At 68.2% G+C, this 20,200-nt stretch carries 15 protein-coding genes; 7 read left to right on the top strand and 8 right to left on the bottom strand.

Features of this window, described 5'->3' with window-relative positions:
- Positions 1–133: 133 nt before the first annotated feature.
- Positions 134–4,018, bottom strand: coding sequence for a phosphoribosylformylglycinamidine synthase (gene purL / locus ACZK29_RS02920; RefSeq protein WP_478446650.1), 3,885 nt, complete (start codon positions 4,016–4,018; stop codon positions 134–136).
- An 827-nt stretch (positions 4,019–4,845) separates the two neighbouring features.
- Here purL and ACZK29_RS02915 point away from each other — a divergent pair.
- Positions 4,846–6,945, top strand: coding sequence for a glycosyl hydrolase family 18 protein (locus tag ACZK29_RS02915; protein ID WP_478446649.1), 2,100 nt, complete (start codon positions 4,846–4,848; stop codon positions 6,943–6,945).
- Between the two features lie 121 nt (positions 6,946–7,066).
- On the opposite strand, the gene ACZK29_RS02910 is transcribed toward ACZK29_RS02915, so the two are convergent.
- Positions 7,067–7,852 carry a DsbC family protein gene (locus ACZK29_RS02910; protein ID WP_478446648.1) on the bottom strand — a complete coding sequence of 262 codons (786 nt, stop codon included), beginning with the start codon at positions 7,850–7,852 and terminating at the stop codon, positions 7,067–7,069.
- A 100-nt stretch (positions 7,853–7,952) separates the two neighbouring features.
- Entirely contained in the window at positions 7,953–8,930 is a 978-nt protein-coding gene (gene xerD, locus ACZK29_RS02905; RefSeq protein WP_111193954.1) for a site-specific tyrosine recombinase XerD, read from the bottom strand.
- Positions 8,931–8,986: 56 nt separating this feature from the next.
- Here xerD and ACZK29_RS02900 point away from each other — a divergent pair, with 56 nt between their 5' ends.
- Positions 8,987–9,478: an RDD family protein gene (locus ACZK29_RS02900; RefSeq protein WP_111205144.1), complete on the top strand. Its 492-nt coding sequence runs from the start codon at positions 8,987–8,989 to the stop codon at positions 9,476–9,478.
- Positions 9,479–9,568: 90 nt separating this feature from the next.
- On the opposite strand, the gene lptG is transcribed toward ACZK29_RS02900, so the two are convergent.
- Both lptG and lptF read right to left on the bottom strand, forming a co-directional pair.
- Positions 9,569–10,675: an LPS export ABC transporter permease LptG gene (gene lptG, locus ACZK29_RS02895; protein ID WP_478446647.1), complete on the bottom strand. Its 1,107-nt coding sequence runs from the start codon at positions 10,673–10,675 to the stop codon at positions 9,569–9,571.
- Positions 10,672–11,754: an LPS export ABC transporter permease LptF gene (gene lptF / locus ACZK29_RS02890; RefSeq protein WP_478446646.1), complete on the bottom strand. Its 1,083-nt coding sequence runs from the start codon at positions 11,752–11,754 to the stop codon at positions 10,672–10,674. The genes lptG and lptF overlap by 4 nt, the downstream gene beginning before the upstream one ends.
- Positions 11,755–11,858: 104 nt before the next feature.
- Between lptF and ACZK29_RS02885 the strand changes: the two genes are divergently transcribed.
- The 4 genes from ACZK29_RS02885 (at position 11,859) to ACZK29_RS02870 (ending at position 17,718) form a co-directional block, all read left to right on the top strand.
- Complete coding sequence (locus tag ACZK29_RS02885; RefSeq protein ID WP_171969073.1) at positions 11,859–13,337, top strand: leucyl aminopeptidase; 1,479 nt, start codon at positions 11,859–11,861, stop codon at positions 13,335–13,337.
- An 82-nt stretch (positions 13,338–13,419) separates the two neighbouring features.
- Positions 13,420–13,845 (top strand): DNA polymerase III subunit chi, encoded by a 426-nt coding sequence (locus tag ACZK29_RS02880; RefSeq protein ID WP_014645876.1) that lies wholly within the window; start codon positions 13,420–13,422, stop codon positions 13,843–13,845.
- Between the two features lie 72 nt (positions 13,846–13,917).
- Positions 13,918–16,746 carry a valine--tRNA ligase gene (locus ACZK29_RS02875; RefSeq protein WP_478446645.1) on the top strand — a complete coding sequence of 943 codons (2,829 nt, stop codon included), beginning with the start codon at positions 13,918–13,920 and terminating at the stop codon, positions 16,744–16,746.
- Between the two features lie 150 nt (positions 16,747–16,896).
- On the top strand, positions 16,897–17,718 hold the full coding sequence (locus tag ACZK29_RS02870) for an EamA family transporter (protein ID WP_478446644.1): 822 nt from the start codon (positions 16,897–16,899) through the stop codon (positions 17,716–17,718).
- Between the two features lie 104 nt (positions 17,719–17,822).
- Here the strand turns inward: ACZK29_RS02870 and rimI are convergent, their stop codons facing one another.
- The 3 genes from rimI to pssA are packed head-to-tail and all read right to left on the bottom strand — an operon-like array spanning position 17,823 to position 19,599.
- Positions 17,823–18,320 (bottom strand): ribosomal protein S18-alanine N-acetyltransferase, encoded by a 498-nt coding sequence (gene rimI, locus ACZK29_RS02865; RefSeq protein WP_099474662.1) that lies wholly within the window; start codon positions 18,318–18,320, stop codon positions 17,823–17,825.
- Positions 18,317–18,826, bottom strand: a complete 510-nt coding sequence (locus ACZK29_RS02860; protein ID WP_478446643.1) for a hypothetical protein — start codon at positions 18,824–18,826, stop codon at positions 18,317–18,319. Before ACZK29_RS02860 ends, rimI begins: the two co-directional genes overlap by 4 nt.
- Positions 18,823–19,599, bottom strand: a complete 777-nt coding sequence (gene pssA / locus ACZK29_RS02855) for a CDP-diacylglycerol--serine O-phosphatidyltransferase (RefSeq protein ID WP_005408007.1) — start codon at positions 19,597–19,599, stop codon at positions 18,823–18,825. The genes ACZK29_RS02860 and pssA overlap by 4 nt, the downstream gene beginning before the upstream one ends.
- 80 nt (positions 19,600–19,679) lie before the next feature.
- On the opposite strand from pssA, the gene ACZK29_RS02850 reads away from it, so the two are divergent.
- The gene (locus ACZK29_RS02850; RefSeq protein ID WP_459047880.1) at positions 19,680–20,057 is read left to right on the top strand and encodes a DUF4124 domain-containing protein; all 378 of its coding nucleotides are present in this window, start codon (positions 19,680–19,682) and stop codon (positions 20,055–20,057) included.
- Positions 20,058–20,200: the final 143 nt, after the last annotated feature.

Below are 20,200 nucleotides of genomic sequence, written 5' to 3'. Positions count from 1 at the left end.
GATACTTTGTCGCCTGAAAATCCATGTAACTAGCGGGCGCATCAGGATTTTCACGCGCGCAAAGAAAAACCCGCCGATCAACGGCGGGTTTTTCCATACGCGGCGGCATTGATGCCTGCGCGATGTAGTGCGATCAGCCGCACCACACCCGCGCGTTGCGGAACATGCGCATCCACGGCGAATCACCCTGCCACTCGGCCGGGGCCCAGCTCATGTTGAGCGCACGCGGGGTGCGTTCCGGGTGCGGCATCATGATGGTCACGCGGCCGTCACTGCTGGTCAGGCCGGTGATGCCGTCCGGCGAACCGTTCGGATTCAGCGGGTACTGGCTGGCCACGCTGCCGTGGCCATCGATGTAACGCAGCGAAACACGGGCCGCGGCCTGGTCAACCGCGTTGTCGAACACCGCCTGGCCTTCGCCATGCGCCACTGCCACCTGCAGGCGCGAACCGGCCATGCCACGCAGCAGGATCGATGGAGATTCCACCACTTCCAGCAGCGCGGTACGGGCTTCGAACTGCTCGCTGGCGTTGCGGCGGAACTGCGGCCAGTGTTCGGCACCGGGAATGATGTCCTTCAGCTGGCTCATCATCTGGCAGCCGTTGCACACGCCAAGGGCGAAGCTGTCCTCGCGCGCGAAGAACGCGGCAAAGGCATCGCGCAGCGCGCTGCGCTCCAGGATCGAAGTCGCCCAGCCACGGCCAGCGCCAAGCACGTCGCCGTAGCTGAAGCCGCCGCAGGCGACCAGGCCGGTGAAGTCCTGCAGGGCGACGCGGCCTTCGATCAGGTCGCTCATGTGCACATCGAATGGGCGGAAGCCGGCACGTTCGAAGATGTTCGCCATTTCAATCTGGCCGTTGACGCCCTGCTCGCGCAGCACGGCCACGCGCGGACGCGCACCGGTGCTGATGAACGGGGCGGCCACGTCTTCATTGATGTCGAAGCTGAGCTTGGGCTTCAGGCCCGGTGCGTTGAAGGCACGGGCGATCTCACGCTCGGCATCGGCGTTGGCCGGGTTGTCGCGGCGCTTCTGCATGGCGTGGGTGACCGACCACCAGGCGTCGAACAGCGCTTCCCAGCGCCATTCGGCCAGGTTCTCGCCAGCCAGCGACACACGCACCACCGGTGCGGTGGTCGGCTTGGCGATGCGCTGCGCGCACTCGGTCAGTGCATGGCGCTCGACCAGGTCGGCAAATGCCGCGCGGTCTTCGCGCGCGATCTGCACCACCGCGCCCAGTTCTTCGTTGAACAGGCTGCGGAACGGATCGTCGCCCCAGGCGTCGAGGGTGATGTCCAGCCCCAGCCGCGAGGTGAAGGCCATTTCGCACAGCGCGGCGAAGGCACCGCCGTCGCTGCGGTCATGGTAGGCCAGCAGCAGGCCGGCCTGGCGGGCATCGCGGATCAGTTCGAAGAAGCCGCGCAGGCGCTGCGGGTCGTCCAGATCCGGCGCGGCACCGGCGAAGGCCGGCAGGTCACCGTGGTCGGCATGCACCTGGGCCAGGATGGAACCGCCCAGGCGCTGCTTGCCGGCGCCAAGGCCGATCAGCCACAGCTCGCTTTCGACGTCGCGGTCGAGCAGCGGGGTCAGCTGCTGGCGCACGTCGGCGACCGGCGCGAACGCGGAGATCACCAGCGACACCGGCGACACGCTCTTGTGCGCTTCGCCCTGGTCGTGCCACTGCGCCTGCATCGACAGCGAGTCCTTGCCCACCGGAATGCTGATGTCCAGCTGCGGGCACAGTTCCATGCCCACGGCCTTCACCGCGTCGTACAGCAGCGCGTCCTCGCCCGGGTGGCCAGCAGCGGCCATCCAGTTCGCCGACAGCTTGATCTCATCCAGCGCATCGACCGGGGCCGCGCACAGGTTGGTCAGCGCTTCGCCCACCGCCATGCGTGCCGAAGCTGCCGCATCGAGCAGGGCCAGCGGGGTGCGCTCGCCAATCGACATCGCTTCACCGGCCACGCCGTCGAAGTCGGCCACGGTGATGGCCACATCGGCCACCGGCAGCTGCCACGGGCCGACCATCTGTTCGCGTGCGGTCAGGCCGCCGACGCTGCGATCACCGATGGTGACCAGGAAGTTCTTCGAGGCCACCGTCGGGTGCGCAAGCACGCGCAGGCCCGCTTCCTGCAGATCAAGACCCGCGGTCTTCAGCGCCGGCCAGCGCGGTGCCGGCGGATGCGCGGTATCGCGGTGCATCTTCGGCGGCTTGCCAAACAGCACGTCCATCGGCAGGTCGATCGGCGCATCGGCCGGGGTGTGGCCCGGCACGGCACCGTAAGCCACCACCAGGTGTTCCTCGGCGGTGGCCACGCCGACCGCAGCGAACGGGCAGCGCTCGCGCGCGCACAGCGCGGCGAACTCGGCCAGGCGCTCCTGGGCCACGCCCAGCACGTAGCGTTCCTGCGATTCGTTGCACCACAGCTGCATCGGCGACAGCGACGGATCATCGGTGGGCACCTTGCCCAGATCGATCACGCCACCGACCTTGGAGTCGTGCAGCAGTTCGGGGATGGCATTGGACAGGCCACCGGCACCGACGTCGTGGAAGAACTTGATCGGGTTGTTGGCGCCCATCGCCACGCAGCGGTCAATGACCTCCTGGCAGCGGCGTTCCATTTCCGGGTTGTCGCGCTGCACGCTGGCGAAGTCCAGGTCTTCGGCGCTTTCGCCGGAGGCCACCGAACTGGCGGCACCGCCGCCCAGGCCGATCAGCATTGCCGGGCCACCGAGCACGATGACCGCATCACCGGCCTGCAGCTGGATCTTGTCGACCTGGATGCGGTCGATGGCGCCGAGGCCACCGGCCAGCATGATCGGCTTGTCGTAGGCGCGGACCAGGTCGGCGCCTTCAGGCAGCTCGAAGCTGCGGAAGTAGCCGAGCAGGTTCGGGCGGCCGAACTCGTTGTTGAACGCGGCGCCGCCGAGCGGGCCATCGGTCATGATTTCCAGCGCCGGCGCCATGCGCGGGTTCAGCGCGCGCGGCGCTTCCCACGGCTGCGGCAGCTCGGGAATGCGCAGGTGCGAGACCGAGAACCCGGTCAGGCCCGCCTTCGGCTTGCCGCCGCGGCCGGTGGCGCCTTCATCGCGGATTTCACCACCGGCGCCGGTCGAGGCGCCCGGGAACGGTGCGATGGCGGTCGGGTGGTTGTGGGTCTCCACCTTGATCTGGAACGCGCTGGGCACCTGCGGTTCACGACGGTACTCGCCGCTGGCCGGATCCGGGCGGTAGCGCGAGGCCGGATGGCCTTCGATCACCGCGGCGTTGTCGCTGTACGCGCTGAGCGTGTGCTGCGGTGTCTGCTGGTGGGTGTTCTTGATCATCCGGAACAGCGAGCGGTCCTGCTCCTGGCCGTCGATGGTCCAGCTGGCGTTGAAGATCTTGTGCCGGCAGTGCTCGGAATTGGCCTGCGCGAACATCATCAGTTCGACGTCCGACGGCGCGCGGCCCAGCGCGGTGAAGCGTTCGCGCAGGTAATCGATCTCGTCCTGGGCCATGGCCAGGCCGAGGCGCTCGTTGGCGGCCTCCAGCTGGTCCACCGGCACGCGTTCCAGTTCGCCACGGGCCGGCGCCGAGAACAGCGCCTGGCCCTGCTGCACGGTCTCCAGCACCGACTGCGTCATCGGGTCGTGCAACGCCTTGACCAGCGCCTGCTGCGCGTCGGCATCGGCCGGCCAGCCCTGCACGTCGATGCGCAGGCCTCGCTCGACCCGGCTCACCGGCTGGCCGGCACCGCGCACCAGTTCGGTGGCCTTGCTCGACCACGGCGACAGCGTACCCAGGCGCGGCACCACGATGCGGCTGACCGCGCCGTCGGCCACGGCTTCTGCCTGCGGAGCAGCTTCAAGGATGCGGCACAGGGTGGCGAGGTCGGGAGCGGCGCTGCCTTCGGGCTGCACGAAGTAGACGTGCCAGGCACCGCTGATGCGCAGGGAGGGAGCGATGGACTGCAGGCGGGATTCAAGACGTTCGCGGCGGAACGGCGACAGGGCGGGCGCGCCCTCGAGGACCATCATGTCCGGGGAACCGTAGTTGGGAAACGGGCCCGACATTGTACCGGAAGCGGGGGGTGGGCTTTGGCCGGGCGGCGCCCGGCACCCGCCGAGGCCAGGGCAACGGCAACAGCAACGGCAACGGCCAAAGCAAAAGCTGGGTTCCCGTGGGATGGCGGGGTGGGTCCGGTGGCGGGGGACGCCGTAAATCCGTCCTTGGGGGCTTGGCCGCGGCATCCATGCCGCGGACACCCCCGCCACCGGACCCACCCCGCCTTCGACAGATTTCTGCGATCTGCGGTAGATCCACGCCATGCGTGGACGCTCCCCGGCAATGCCGGCCGCTGGCCGGCAACCAGAGGAAGTCAGAAATCAGGCATTGAAGAGCGAAGCGACCGGCTTTTGCTTTTGATCTTTTGTTCTGTCTTCCGTGGCTGGCCGCGCAGGAACCTGTCAGGGGCCGGGTGGGTGGGGTCAGGCGGGGTGTCCGCGGCATGGATGCCGCGGCCAAGCCCCCAAGGACGGGTTCACGGCGTCCCCGCCTGACCCCACCCACCCGGCCAACCCCCAGAAATCCGCTGTAAGCGACCCACCCCAGCCACAAGGGGCTCCGCCGATGGCCGCCGACCGCGCGCAGCGCCGCCTTCCCGCCTGAATCCCGGAACCATGCGCTTGCTCACGGATTGACCACACAATTGATGACAACGTTGTCCCCACCTGGTGCCGGACTCTCTCCCCGGCCTCCCAGGTACCTCCGTCCGGCCCCTCCGTCGCCTTCCCGGGCGATGCCCGGACCTGCGTCACGCGCGGCGCCATCGGGGCCCGCGCGCCCTTTGATCGGAGACTTACCCATGTACGACCCGATTGTGCGCAGTGCCGAACGTGCGACCCGAAGCTGTCGTCCCCGCCGCCTGGCCTGGCTGCTTGCCCTGGCCGCCGGTACCGCCGCCCTGCCCGGCCTGGCGCAGGCCGCCAGCTGTGCCGGCGTGGCCCAGTGGGACCAGGCCAAGATCTACCGGGCCGGCGATACCCTGCAGAAAGGAGGCGTCCTCTATCGGGCGAACCAGGACATCTGGAACGCGCCGCCGGACCATCCGGCCGGTGCGCCCTACTACACCAACCTCGGTGCCTGCGATGGCAGCGGCAGCAACCAGCCGCCGGTGGTCAGCCTGACCTCGCCGGCCAACGGCGCCACCTTCAGCGCCGGCAGCACGGTCAACGTGACCGCCAACGCCAGCGACCCGGACGGCAGCGTGGCCAAGGTCGAGTTCTTCCGCGACGGCGCCTCGCTGGGCATCGCCACCAGTGCGCCGTATGCGGCCAGCTGGGTCAACGCCAGCGCCGGCAGCCACACCCTGCGCGCGGTGGCCACCGACAACAACAACGCCACCAGCAGCACCCCGACCATCACCATCACCGTCAACGCCGCCAGTGGCGATACCACCGCGCCGAGCGTGCCCGGTGGGCTGGCGGTGGGCACGCGCACCGCCAACAGCATCGCGCTCAGCTGGAGCCCGTCCACCGACAATACCGGTGGCAGCGGCGTGGCCGGTTATGACGTGTACCGCAATGGGAGCCTGGTCGGCTCGCCCTCCAGTGCCAGCTACGTCGATGGCGGACTGACCGCGTCGACCACGTACCGCTACCGCGTGCGCGCCCGCGACAACGCCGGCAACGCGTCCGCCCAGGGCACCGAGATCAGCGCCACCACGCTGGCCGGCGACGGCGGCACCACCGGCAAGCGGGTCATCGGCTACTTCACCCAGTGGGGCATCTACGGCCGCAACTACCGGGTCAAGAACATCGACAGCAGCGGTTCGGCCGCGCGCCTGACCCACATCAACTACGCCTTCGGCAACGTGCGCAACAACCGCTGCGAAGTGGGCATCACCCAGCCGTCGGATCCGAACAGCGGTGCCGGTGGCGATGCCTTCGCCGACTACACCAAGGCCTTCAGCGCCGCCGAGAGCGTCAGCGGCAGCGCCGATACCTGGGACCAGCCGCTGCGCGGCAACTGGAACCAGCTCAAGCAGCTCAAGGCCAAGTACCCGGGCATGAAGGTGCTGATCTCGCTGGGTGGCTGGACCTGGTCGCGTGGCTTCTCCAGCGCGGCGCGTCCGGAAAACCGCCAGGCCTTCGTCGCCTCGTGCATCGACGCCTACATCAAGGGCAACCTGCCGGTGACCGACGGTGCCGGCGGCACCGGTGCCGCGCTGGGCGTGTTCGACGGCATCGACATCGACTGGGAATACCCGGTGGCCTGCGGCATCGAATGCGGCAAGCCGGAAGACAACGCCAACTTCACCGCGCTGATGGCCGAGTTCCGCCGCCAGCTCGATGCGGTGCGTCCGGGCCTGTTGCTGACGGTGGCGGTGGGTGCCGGCATCGACAAGATCCGCGTCACCGACCCGGCTGCATACCACCCGTACCTGGACTACATCAACGTGATGACCTACGACTTCCACGGCGCGTGGGATGCGAAGACCAATCACCAGTCGGCACTGTTCGATTCGCCGAATGATCCGTCCACCGGCGACCAGAAGCTGTACAACAGCAACGACGCCATCGAGGCCTTCATCAGCCGTGGCGTGCCCGCCGCCAAGCTCAACCTCGGCATCGGCTACTACGGGCGTGGCTGGACCGGCGTGGCCAACGCCAACAACGGCCTGTACCAGACCGCGACCGGCGCCGCCCCGGGCACGTATGAGGCCGGCATCGAAGACTGGAAGGTGCTGAAGAACCTGGCGTGGCCGGGTTACACCGACAACACCGCCGGTGCCACCTGGATCTACAACGGCAGCACGCTGTGGAGCTTCGATACCCCGGCCAACATCACCCGCAAGATGGGCTATGTGAAGACCCAGGGCCTGGGCGGCGCGTTCGTCTGGGAGTTCAGTGGTGACGATGCACAGGGCACGCTGACCAAGGCGGTCAGTGACGGCCTGAAGTAAGAAAAAAGCCGGGGATGCAGCACGCATCCCCGGCTTCCCACCTGTAGAGCCGAGCCCATGCCCGGCTGATGTTTCGACAGCCGAGCATGGGCTCGGCTCTACAGGAAAAGGTCGGCGGCTATCAGCGCTTGGCCGACAGTTTTTCCAGTGCCGCGCGCAGCTGCGCCGGCGGCAGGTAGCCGCCCAGCTGGGTGCCGTCGGGGGCGAAGATCGCCGGCGTGCCATTCACGCCCAGTTGCTGGCCCAGTGCGTACTGCATCGCCACCGGGTTGGTGCAGTTCTTGGCCGGCACGCTGCCACCGCGCTTGGCGTTGGTCAGTGCCTGGCGACGATCTGCCGCACACCAGACCGAGATCATGTCGGTGTAGTCCTTGCTGCCCAGGCCCATGCGCGGGAACGCCAGGTACTCGACGGAGATACCGTTGCGGTTCAGTTCGGCGATGTCCTGGTGCAGCTTGCGGCAGTAACCGCATTCGATGTCGGTGAACACGCTGATGGTGTACTTGGCGTTCGGCGCGGCGAACACGATGCGGTCGCCATGGTTGGCCTTGGCCAGCAGATCGCGGCGGTAGCCGAGCAGGCCTTCGCTGTTGGCCGGGCCCTTGGCGCGGGTGTCGTACGGCTGCGACTGGAACAGGTAGCGGCCATCGTCGGAGACGTACAGCAGCTGGCCCGACACCACCACCTCGCGGAAGCCGGGGAACGGCGCGGCACCAATGTAGTCCACCTTGAAACCGGGGTTCAGGGCCGTCAACGCGGCGCGCACGGCCTGGTCGGCCGGCGCGTTGGCGGCCGGGCCGGCCTTGGCAGCAGCTGCAGCAGGTGCCTTGGCGGCTGGCGGGGCCGGCTGGGCGCAGGCAGTCAGGCTGAGCGCACCGAACAGGGCGGCGATGGCAAATCGGAGCATGGAACGGTCCGCGGCAGAAGAAGACCCCGGATTCTGACACAGCCACCGGCACCGGGCCGCGACGCCGCGCACCACCCGGGGCCAAGGTTCAGGCCACGGCTCAGCCGCGCGGATGATGCCGGGCGTGCAGTTTCTGCAGATGCTCGCGCGCCACCAGGGTGTAGATCTGGGTGGTCGACAACGAGCTGTGGCCAAGCAACATCTGCAGCGCGCGCAGATCGGCGCCGCGATTGAGCAGGTGGGTGGCGAAGCTGTGGCGCAGGCCGTGCGGGCTGATCCGCGCCGGGTCGATGCCGGCTACCTGCGCATGGCGCTTGACCAGGTGCCAGAACGCCTGCCGGGTCAGCGCATGCAGCGTCGGCTCGACGAACAATGGCGTCTGCCCATCCGCCAGTGCCTGCACCCTGCCCTTGCCGACCAGCAGGGGGCGTGACTGCTGCAGGTAGCGTTCCAGCCAGTGCTGCGACTCCTCGCCCAGCGGCACCAGCCGTTCCTTGCTGCCCTTGCCGGTGACCCGCAGCACGCCCTGGCGCAGGTTGACGGCGGTGGCCGGCAGCAGCACCAGTTCGCTCACGCGCAGGCCGGCGGCATACATCAGCTCCAGCATGGCCCGATCGCGCAGGCCCAGCGGGCTGTCGACCTCCGGTGCTGCCAGCAGCGCGTCGATCTGGCTCTCGGCCAGTGCCTTGGGCAGCAGCCGAGGCAACCTGGGGGGGTCCAGCAGCGCACTGGGGTCTTCGCTGCGATCGCCCCGGCGCACGCCATCGGCGAAGAACGCGCGCAACGCCGACAACAGGCGGGCATTGCTTCGCGGCGACCAGCCATGCCGGGTGCGCCAGGCCAGGTAGTCGAACAATCCCGGACGTTCAATGCCGGCCAGGCCACCGTCGCGCCCGTCCATCCAGCGTGCCAACCCTTCCAGGTCGCGCCGGTAGCTGTCGAGGGTGGCGCGGGCCAGGCCGTTCTCGGCCCAGATCGCATCGAGGAAACGCTGGATTCGCGCACTGTCATCGGCACGCAGTTCCGGCAGTTGCTGCACCAGCTGGCGGCGTTCGGCGGGGGTGGAGACAGAGGCCATGCGTGCAGGATACGAGGGCCACTGCGGATGCGGCCAGCATTGCGTATGCTCGGCGCATGTCCCGCCCCGCCATTGATACGGCCCCCGCGGCCGCTACCAAGCTGCCCCGCCCGCGCGCATTGCTGCTGTGGCGCGCGCTGGCGATGGTCTACGACGCGCTGCCGGTGCTGGCGCTGTGGATGCTGGCCGGCACCCTGTTCACCCTTGCCTACACCTTCAGCGGCCACGCCCAGCGCGAGAACATCGCACCGTTCAGTGCCTGGCAGTGGCTGCTGTGGGCAGTGTGCTGGGTGATCACGGGGTGGTACGCCACGGCCAGCTGGCGCCGTGGTGGGCAGACACTGGGCATGCGGCCATGGCGGTTGAAGCTGGAATCGAGCGATGGCACGCCCTTGCGACGCGCACAGCTTTGGCTGCGTTTCGCCGTGGGCACGTTGTCACTGCTGCTGGGCGGCCTGGGATTCTGGTGGGCGTGGATCGACCGCCAGCGGCTGACCTGGCACGACCGCGCCAGCGGCACCCGCCTGTTGCGGATGCCGAAGCGCTGATGCACGACCTTTAGAGCCGAGCCGATGCTCGGCTGGTGAGCGGTGAGCCAAAAGCAGCCGAGCGTGGGCTCGGCTCTACAACAATCAGGATCAGCCGGATTTGCGCCGGAACAGCAATCCCGATACCGCCAGCATCACGATCGGCGGCAACGCATAGGCAATGCGGTAATCGAACTTCAACGCGCCGGCCATGCGGCCGAAGAACAGCTGCAGCAGCCAGAAGCCCAGCGCGAACAGGATACCGAGGAACAGGCGCTTGCCCATGCCACCACTGCGCAGCGAGCCGAACGCGAACGGCACCGCCGCCAGGCACAGCGCCAGCACGTTCACCGGGTAGAACCAGCGGCTCCAGTACACATCTTCGTAGTCGCGCGCATCCAGACCGTTGCGCTCGCGGTATTCGATGCTGGTGCGCAGTTCGGCCACGCTGAGGTTGCGCGGCTTGGCGATGCCGGTGGCCAGCGCGCCGGCGTCCAGCTTGGAGTTCCATGGCTCGCGCGCCACTTCCTCGCGCGTGGCCGAACGTTCACCGAAGGTATCGCGGCGCACGCCGGTCAGCACCCAGCCGTCACGGTCATGCTCGGCCGTGTCCGCATGGGTCAGCGAGGCGATCCCACCATTCTCGGCGATGCGATACAGGCGCACGTCACGCAGGATCAGCCGCGTGCCCTTGTCGCCCACCAGCTGCTCTTCGCCACCGGCGGCGCTGAGGAAGGTATCGCCCTCGCGCGCCCACAGGCCGGAATAGCGGGTAGTGGAGATGTCGCGCCCCCATTTGGCACTGGACTTCAGCGCGTCGGCCCGGTCCTGGCCCCAGGGGCCCAGCGTCTCGGCGCTGAGCACCATCACTGCGGTCAGCAGCGACAGGGCGATGGCCACCGATACGCTCAGGCGCTTGCGCGACAGGCCCAGTGCACGCAGTGCGGTCAGCTCAGAGGTCGCGGCCAGCTGGCCCAGACCCATCAGCGCACCGATCACCGCAGCGGTGGGGAACATGGTGTAGGCACGGCGTGGCACCGTGTACAGCACCCAGGCGGCAGCGTGCCCCAGGGTGTAGCCGTTCTTGCCGATGTCCTTGAACTCGCCGGAGAACGCCATCACCACGTCCAGGCCCACCAGCACGGCCCAGGTCAGCAGCACCGTGGTGAACACCGACTGGCCGAGATACAGGTCGAAACGCATCGGGCGCAGCCTCATGCGCGGGCTCCCTTCGGGCGGCCCAGGCGGCCATCACGTGCATACATCCAGATCGCCAGCGCCAGCAGCGGCAGGGTCAGCCACCAGAGGCCGAGCGCAGGCGGAATCTTGCCGTTGGCAATCCAGCCGCTGCCGATGAACATCAGGTTGGTGCCCACCATGTAGGCCATCAGCGCCAGCATCATCCGCCCGTAGCGCTGCTGGCGCGGCGAACTGCGGCCCAGCGGCACGGTCAGCAGCGCAAACGCCAGTGCGATCAACGGCGGGGCAAGGCGGCGATGCAGCTGTGCCTGCGCCTCGGGCCGGTCATCGCCGAACAGCTGCGTGGTCGGCATCAGTTCCGGATCATCCCCGGTACGGGTCTGCGCACCGTCGGGAAGGGCCACATCGTTGCGGGCGAAGGTGGCCAGACGGTAATCCAGAGCCCCTGCCACCGGTCCTTCCACCTGGTGGCCATCATCCAGTTCCAGGAAGCGCTGGCGGGCGCCTTCGAAGAACATGCGCCCCCCTGCGGCGGACACTACTTCCAGGCGGTCGTCCTTCTGCCGCTGCAGGAAGACCCTGCCCAGCTGGGTACCATCGGGCGAGATCGAGGACAGGTAGACCACGCCGCCATTGGGCAGCTGGGTGAAGCGGCCCGGCTCCAGGCCCGCCATCAGCACGCTGCGGTTGGCCTCGATGATCATCTGCTCGGCCACCCGGCCGGCCCACGGACCCAGCCACAGCGAGCAGGCGCCGACCAGCAGCACCACCGGCACCACCAGCATCAGCAGCGGCCGCAGCAGGCGCTTGGGGCCCACGCCAATGGCAGTGATGACGGCCATTTCCGAGTCACGGTACAGGCGGGCCACCGCCAGCAGCAGACCCAGCATCAGCGCCAGCGGCAGGATCAGCGGCAGGTAGGCGATGAACTGCAGGCCCAGCTGGGAGAACAGCAGCTTGGCTGGCAGGCGCCCGTCGGCGATGTTGCCGAGGATGTCCACCAGCACGCCGCCCACGCTGACCACCAGCAGGACGATCAGGGTAGCCAGGAAACTCTGGACGAAATCGCCCAGCAGGTATCGGTCGAGCTTCAACATGGGGCGGTGGTTTAAACTCTGGGGTTCGTTCGCGGTGCCGCCCAGTCTACTGTCTGGGCGTAAACGGTCCGCGATTGTACGGACTTGCCAATGGAATCTGCTCAATGGCCCTCGAATTCACCCTGAACCACGTTGCTCCGGCCGCCGCCGCCGTTGATTGCCTGGTGGTCGGCGCGTATGCCGACCATACCCTGACCCCGGCCGCACAGGCCCTGGACGCCGCCAGCGGCGGCCGCCTGGCCTCGCTGGCCCAGCGCGGCGACCTGTCCGGCAAGACCGGCGCCACCACCCTGCTGCACGACCTGCCGGGCGTGTCCGCCCCGCGCGTGCTGGTGGTCGGCCTCGGCGACGCCGCCCGCTTCGGTGTGCCGCAGTACCTGAAGGCCGTTGGCGACGCCGTGCGCGCGCTGAAGGCCGGCGCTGCCCGCAGCGCACTGTTCACTCTGTCCGAAGTGGCCATCAAGGACCGCGACGCGGCCTGGGCGATCCGCCAGGCGGTGATCGCCGCCGATCACGCCGCCTACCGCTACACCGCCACCCTGGGCAAGAAGAAGGCCGACGACGCCGGCCTGGCCCAGCTGGCCATCGCCGGTGACGACGCCCAGGCCCTGGCCCAGGGCCAGGCCATCGCCGCCGGTGTCGAGTTCGCCCGCGAGCTGGGCAACCTGCCGCCGAACTACTGCACCCCGGCCTACCTGGCCGAGGTGGGCGTGAAGTTCGCCGGTGAGCACGATGGTGCCGAAGCCGAGATCCTCGACGAGCACCAGATGGAAGCGCTGGGCATGGGCTCGCTGCTGGCCGTGGCCCGTGGTTCGGCCAACCGCCCGCGCCTGGTGGTGCTGAAGTGGACCGGCGCCGGCGACGCCAAGCCGTACGTGCTGGTCGGCAAGGGCATCACCTTCGATACCGGTGGCGTCAACCTGAAGACCCAGGGCGGCATCGAGGAGATGAAGTACGACATGTGCGGTGGCGCCAACGTCATCGGCACCTTCGTCGCCGCGGTCAAGGCCAAGCTGCCGCTGAACCTCGTCGTGGTGGTGCCGGCTGTTGAAAACGCCATCGACGGCAATGCCTACCGTCCCTCCGACGTGATCACCTCGATGTCGGGCAAGACCATCGAAGTGGGCAACACCGACGCCGAAGGCCGCCTGATCCTGTGCGACGCGCTGACCTACGCACAGCGCTTCGAGCCGGCCGCGCTGGTCGACGTCGCCACCCTGACCGGTGCCTGCATGGTCGCCCTCGGCCACCAGACCGCCGGCCTGATGAGCAAGCACGACGACCTGGCCAACGAGCTGCTGGCCGCCGGCGAGCACGTGTTCGACCGCGCCTGGCGCCTGCCGCTGTGGGACGAGTACCAGCCGATGCTGGATTCGACCTTCGCCGATGTCTACAACATCGGCGGCCGCTGGGCCGGCGCGATCACCGCTGGCTGCTTCCTGTCGCGCTTCGCCGAAGGCCAGCGCTGGGCGCACCTGGACATCGCCGGCGTGGCCAGCGATGAAGGCAAGCGTGGCATGGCCACCGGCCGCCCGGTCGGCCTGCTGAGCCAGTGGCTGCTGGACCAGGCCGCCCGCGCCTGATGCCGTACCCGACCCTGGCCGGCCTCCGCCGGCCGGGGCCTCGCCCGGCACCGCCGGAACCCTGCCTGACCCGGACCCTGCCATGCCCCGCGCCGACTTCTACCTGATCGCCAAGCCCCGTTTCCTGACCGAGCCGTTGCGCCTGGTCTGCGAACTGGCGCGCAAGGCCAACGACGCCGGGTTGTTCACCCTGGTGCTGGCCCGCGACCAGGCCCAGGCCGAGGAGCTGGACGAGCTGTTGTGGGCGTTCGACAACGATGCCTACATCCCGCACCAGATCGCCGGCGAGGACATGGACGAGGAAGAGGCGCTGGTGCTGATCGCCGTGCCCGGCACCGACGCGCCGGCGCGCCCGCTGGTGATCAACCTGCGCGATGAACCCTGGCTGGGCCAGTGCGAGCGCGTGCTGGAAGTTGTCCCGGCCGATCCGGAAGCGCGCGAGCCGCTGCGCGAGCGCTGGCGCCAGTACAAGGCCGCCGGTTACGACCTGAACAAGCACGACATGTAGGCGCGCCCCGGCCCCCTTGATGGGCCGCCGCCGCGCCCTGATCCTTCAACGATTACCTCCTGGTTCCCCCGCATGACCCAACTCGCCTCCAGCTACGACCCGAAGTCCTTCGAGACCGACCTCTACGAGGCCTGGGAGAAGGCCGGCCACTTCAAGCCGTCCGGCACGGGCGAGCCGTACACCATCCTGCTGCCGCCGCCGAACGTGACCGGCACCCTGCACATGGGCCATGCGTTCCAGCAGACCCTGATGGACGCGCTGGTGCGCTACCACCGCATGCGCGGCTACGACACGCTGTGGCAGGTCGGTACCGATCACGCCGGCATCGCTACGGAAATGGTGGTCAGCCGCAACCTGGCGCTGGAAGGCAAGGGCGAGACCCGCGATTCGCTGGGCCGCGAGGGCTTCATCGGCAAGGTCTGGGAGTGGAAGCAGCAGTCCGGCGACACCATCGAGCGCCAGATGCGCCGCCTCGGTACCTCCGCCGACTGGTCGCGCAGCACCTTCACGATGGATCCGCAGCCGTCGGCGGCGGTGAACGAAGCCTTCGTGCGCTGGTACGAGCAGGGCCTGATCTACCGCGGCCAGCGCCTGGTCAACTGGGACCCGGTGCTGAAGACCGCCATTTCCGACCTGGAAGTGGAGAGCGCCGAGGAAGACGGCTTCCTGTGGTCGATCGCCTACACGCTGGATGAAGGCCTGAGCTACGAGCACGTCGAGCGCGATGCCGACGGCGTGGAAACCCTGCGCGAAACCCGCGACTACCTGGTGGTCGCCACCACCCGCCCGGAAACCCTGTTGGGCGATACCGCGGTGATGGTGCACCCGGAAGATGAGCGCTATGCCCACCTGATCGGCAAGAGCGTGGTGCTGCCGCTGACCGGCCGCCGCGTGCCGGTGATCGCCGACGACTACGTGGACCGTGCGTTCGGCACCGGCGTGGTCAAGGTCACCCCGGCGCACGATTTCAACGACTACGAAGTCGGCGTGCGCCACAGCCTGCCGATGATCAACCTGTTCACCCCGGTGGCTGCGCTGAATGAAAACGCACCGGAACGCTTCCAGGGCCTGGACCGCTACGCCGCGCGCAAAGCGGTGCTGGCCGAGCTGGAAGACCTGGGCATCCTGGTCGAGACCAAGGCGCACAAGCTGCAGGTGCCGCGCGGTGATCGCACCGGCCAGGTGATCGAGCCGTACCTGACCGACCAGTGGTTCGTGAAGATGGACGACCTGGCCAAGCGTGGCCTGGAACTGGTCGAAGACGGAACCATCGCCTTCGTGCCGCCGAACTGGATCAACACCTACCGCCACTGGATGAACAACATCCAGGACTGGTGCATCAGCCGCCAGCTGTGGTGGGGCCACCGCATTCCGGCGTGGTTCGACGAAGCCACCGGCAGCTGCTACGTCGGTCGCAGCGAAGACGAAGTGCGCGCCAAGCACAACCTCGGCAGCGACGTGGTGCTGAACCAGGAAAGCGACGTGCTGGAGACCTGGTTCTCCTCGCAGCTGTGGCCGTTCTCCACCCTGGGCTGGCCGAACGAGCAGGCCATGGCCGAGCGTGGCTTCGACCGCTACCTGCCGTCGTCGGTGCTGATCACCGGCTTCGACATCATCTTCTTCTGGGTGGCGCGCATGATCATGGCCACCGACAACCTGGTCGGGAAGATCCCGTTCAAGGACGTCTACTTCACCGGCCTGATCCGCGACGGCCAGGGCCAGAAGATGTCCAAGAGCAAGGGCAACGTGCTCGACCCGCTGGACATCATCGACGGCATCACCATCGACGACCTGGTCGCCAAGCGCACCGGCGGCCTGATGCAGCCGAAGATGGTTGAGAAGATCGAGAAGGCCACCCGCAAGGAATTCCCGGACGGCATCGCCGCCCATGGTGCCGACGCGCTGCGCTTCACCATCGCCGCGCTGGCCACCCACGGCCGCGACATCAAGTTCGACATGAACCGCGCCGAGGGCTACAAGAACTTCTGCAACAAGCTGTGGAACGCCAGCCGCTTCGCGCTGATGAACACTGAAGGCGCGGCGTTCACCGGCGTGCCCAAGCCGCGTACCGATGCCGAGCGCTGGATCCTCGCGCGGCTGGCGGCCACCACCGCCGAAGCGCAGGGCCACTTCGCCGCCTACCGCTTCGACCTGCTGGCGCAGTGCCTGTACGAGTTCGCCTGGAACGCGTTCTGCGACTGGTTCCTGGAACTGAGCAAGCCGGCGCTGAACGGTGCCGATGCCGCCGATGCCGAAAGCACCCGCCACACCCTGCTGTACGTGCTGGAAGCGCTGCTGCGCCTGCTGCACCCGCTGACCCCGTTCATCACCGAACAGCTGTGGCAGCAGCTGGCCCCGCGCCTGGGCCTGGCCGAAACCACGCTGTCGCTGCGCCCGTATCCGACCGCCGCCGAGTTCGAAGGCGATTTCGCCCAGGCCGAGGCCGACGTGGAATGGCTGAAGGCGGTGATCAGTGCGGTGCGTCGCGTGCGCAGCGAACTGAACGTCGCCCCGTCCAAGCTGGTGCCGCTGCGCCTGCAGGCCGGCCTGGAACAGGACCGCGTGCGCATCGAACGCTTCAGTGCCTCGCTGTCGTTCCTGCTGAAGCTGGACAGCATCCAGTGGCTGGCCGAAGGCGAAAGCGCACCGCCAGCCGCCGCCGCGATCGTCGGTGAACTGAAGCTGCTGGTGCCGCTGGAAGGCCTGGTCGATCTCGATGCCGAGCGTGTGCGCCTGGACAAGGAAATCGCCCGCGTCGAAGCAGAGAAGGAAAAGAGCGAGACCAAGCTGGCCAGGTTTACCGACAAGGTGCCGCCGGCGGTGGTCGAGCAGGAACGCGTACGCCTGGCCGACTGGAACACCCAGCTGGCCGGCCTGCGCGAACAGCGCGCGAAGCTGTAAGCGCCGCGCTCTGCTGCGTGCCAACCAAGGTTGGCACCTACCCTGCCTCGCTCTGGTGGGTGCAGACCTTGGTCCGCACTGAGCGATGTGCCAACCAAGGTTGGCACCCACCAGACCCGGAACATTTCCCCGGCATGGCATCATCGCCCGATGCCTCTTTCCATCTTCCTGCTGGTCCTCGCGGCTGCGGCCCTGCACGCCAGCTGGAATGCGATCGTCAAACGCGGGCCGGACAAGTTTCTCGGCACCGTGCTGGTCACCGGCAGCGCCGCGCTGCTGTCGGCGGCCGCCCTGCCCTTCCTGCCGTTCCCGGCCGCGCAAGGCTGGCCCTGGCTGGCTGCATCCGTGCTGCTGCAGGTGACCTACTACGGCCTGGTAGCACGCTGCTACCAGCAGGTCGACATGAGCCTGGCCTATCCGCTGATGCGTGGCAGCGCGCCGATCCTGGTTGCGCTGGCCGGCACCCTGCTGGGCGAGCAACTGCCACCTGCCGCGTGGCTGGGCGTGGTGCTGGTGAGCACCGGCATCCTGTGCATGGCACTGGGTGCACGTGGCGGGCAACTGCGCCTGCCACTGCTGACCGCGGCAATGATCGCCACCTACACCCTGGTCGATGCGCAGGGCGCGCGACAGTCCGGCAGCGCGCTCAGTTACACGCTGTGGCTGTTCCTGCTGTCGGGCATTCCACTGCCCCTGTGGGCGCTGTACACCCGGCGCGGCACGGTGTTGGCCTATGCCCGCCAGCACTGGCCCCTGGGCCTGGCCGGTGGTGTCGGCACCACGGCGTCCTATGCGATGGCCTTGTGGGCGATGACCCAGGTCCCCGTCGCGATGGTCTCAGCGCTGCGTGAATCATCGATCCTGTTCGCGCTGTTGATCTCGGTGTTCCTGCTGCGCGAGCGGATCCCGCGTGCGCGCTGGCTGGCAGCGGCGCTGATCGTCGGCGGTGTGTTGGCACTGCGGCTGGCGTGAGAAAAGCGTGCCAACCAAGGTTGGCACCTACCACGGCAGGTGACGTGTCGATGACAGCGGAGATCCACCGGTAGTGCCGGCCGCTGGCCGGCAACCCTTCTCCGTTACAGCGGCGGCATCGTCTGCAGGTCGCCGTCGACCAGTTCGATCGCCATCACCACCGCGTCTTCGCGGCCCTGTGCGGCCGGGTAGTAACGTGGACGGCGGCCGATCTCGTTGAAACCTTCGCTGTGGTACAGGGCCAGCGCAGGTGTATTGGACGGACGCACTTCCAGGAACACGCGGTGCGCACCCCGGTTGCCCGCCAGCTGCACCAGTGCGCGCAGCAGTTGACGACCCAGCCCACGCGACTGCGCCAGCGGATCGATGCAGATGTTCAATACATGTGCCTCATCGGCGGCAATGCTGAGCACGCCGTAGCCGATCAGCTGGCCATCGCGCTCCATCGCCAGGCCGGGATAACCGGCACGCAGGCAATCAACGAAGATGCCGCGGGTCCAGGGGAACGGATAGCCACGCACTTCGATCGCCATCACCGCATTGAGGTCGCTCTCGCGCAGTGCGCGCAGGCTGACCGGACCGGGCTGGCTGACCGCGCTCATGCGCCGCCCCGCTTGCGCAGGGCCCGCAGCTGCGGCCACAGCGCGCGCTTGGCCGCCGGGTCCTGGCGCAGCTGGTCCAGCGGCCAGCTGTCCATCAGCGCCTGCGTGGCCGGATCGTTGGGATTGCAGCCGGAGGCACGCAGCAGCGCGATCTGCAGGCGATCCGGCAGCCGCACCACCGGTTGCCGGGCATTGACACCCGGCAGCGGTCGGGCCGCTGCCGGTGCGGTCTCCGGTGCGGTGACCGGGGTCTCGCGACGCGGCGGCGCCGGACGTTCCTGGTGCGGGGCCGGTGCGACTTCGGCAGGGTGTTCCCGCATGGAGGCCGAACCTGCCCGCACCGGCTCCGCCGAAGCCGCTGCGGCCGCATCGGCTTCGGCCACGCTCAACTGCAGCGCGGCGTCCAGTTCGGCGGCCAGCTGGCCGTCGTGATACACGGTGTAGCCCATGGCCTGCAGCCAGGCCTGCTGGGCCGGTGACCACAGCACGGGCAGGTCCTGGCTCACGCGGCCTCGGGCTTCTTGCGCAGGCGCTGCACGGCCCACATCACCGGGCCGGACAAGGCGTACAGGATGCCCACAGCGAACAGTACGCGCGGCAGGTCAATGACCGCGATGGCGATCGCCACCGGCACCAGGGCCAGCACCAGGAACGGCACACGGTCGGAACGGGTGCCCTTGGCGCCGCCGCCCTTGAAGCTCCAGAAGCGGATGCGGCTGACCATCAGCAGCGCCGCGACGATCGTCACCGCCAGTGCAACGTAGCGCAGCTGGTTGCCGTCCCAGCCCAGGTTGCCATCGGCGAAGGCCCAGACGAAGGACATCATCAGGCCGGCCGCGGCCGGGCTGGCCAGGCCGACGAACCAGCGCTTGTCGACCACCGCCACCTGCGTATTGAAGCGGGCCAGGCGCAGCGCCGCGCAGGCGGCATACAGGAAGGCCACGGCCCAGCCGACGCGGCCGAGCAGCGGGTCATCGAACTTCAGCCACGACAGCGACCAGTGGTACATCACCAGCGCCGGGGCCATGCCGAAGCTGACCAGGTCGGCCAGCGAGTCGTACTGGACGCCGAACTCGCTACTGGTACCGGTCAGGCGCGCCACGCGCCCGTCCAGGCCATCCATCACCGCCGCCACGAACACGGCGATGCTGGCATTGACGAAATCCCCGTTGGCCGCGGCGATGATCGCGTAGAAGCCGGCGAACAGGCCGGCGGTGGTGAACAGGTTGGGCAGCAGGTAAATCGTGCGCGAACGCGGCGGCGGTGTGATCGGGTCCATGGAATCCAGTTTAATCGACTTGCCAGTGCTCGGCGCCAATGCTGCAATCGGCGTTCTACGCCCATTCCGCGGAGTTTGCCATGCGTGCCCTGTCCTGCCTTGGATGCCTGCTGCTGTTGGCCAGTGCCAACGCCGTGGCCGGCCCGGTCTATAAATGGAAGGACGCCCATGGCGTGACCCAGTATTCGGAGACCCCGCCGGCGGGCAAGAAGTTCGAGACCCGCGAGCAGGCCCGCAGCCCGCAGGCCGCGGCCAGTGCAGAGACCCCGGCCACACCCGTACCGGAGCAGTGCAGCACCGCCCGTGCCAACCTGGCCCTGCTGGATGGCTCCGGCCAAGTGATGCAGGACACCAATGGCGACGGCAAGGCCGATACCGCGTTGACCGCGGAACAGCGCAGCGCGCAGAAGGGATTGGCGGAGGCCGCCATCAAGGCTTACTGCCCACCGGCGGGTTAAGGGGATCGGCAGGGCTGCGCCCTGCACCTACCGAGGCTTCAAGCAACGGCAACGTCAAAAGCGGCTCTGGTTTTCTGCTGGTTTGGCGGGGCGGTGTGGGCTGGCAGGACACGCCGTAAACCCATCCCTGGGGGCTCGATGGC

It is taken from the genome of Stenotrophomonas sp. 89682_Sma (assembly GCF_056481405.1).
Note: the sequence above shows the minus strand (reverse complement) of the source record. Positions and strands in the feature narration are given on the sequence as shown.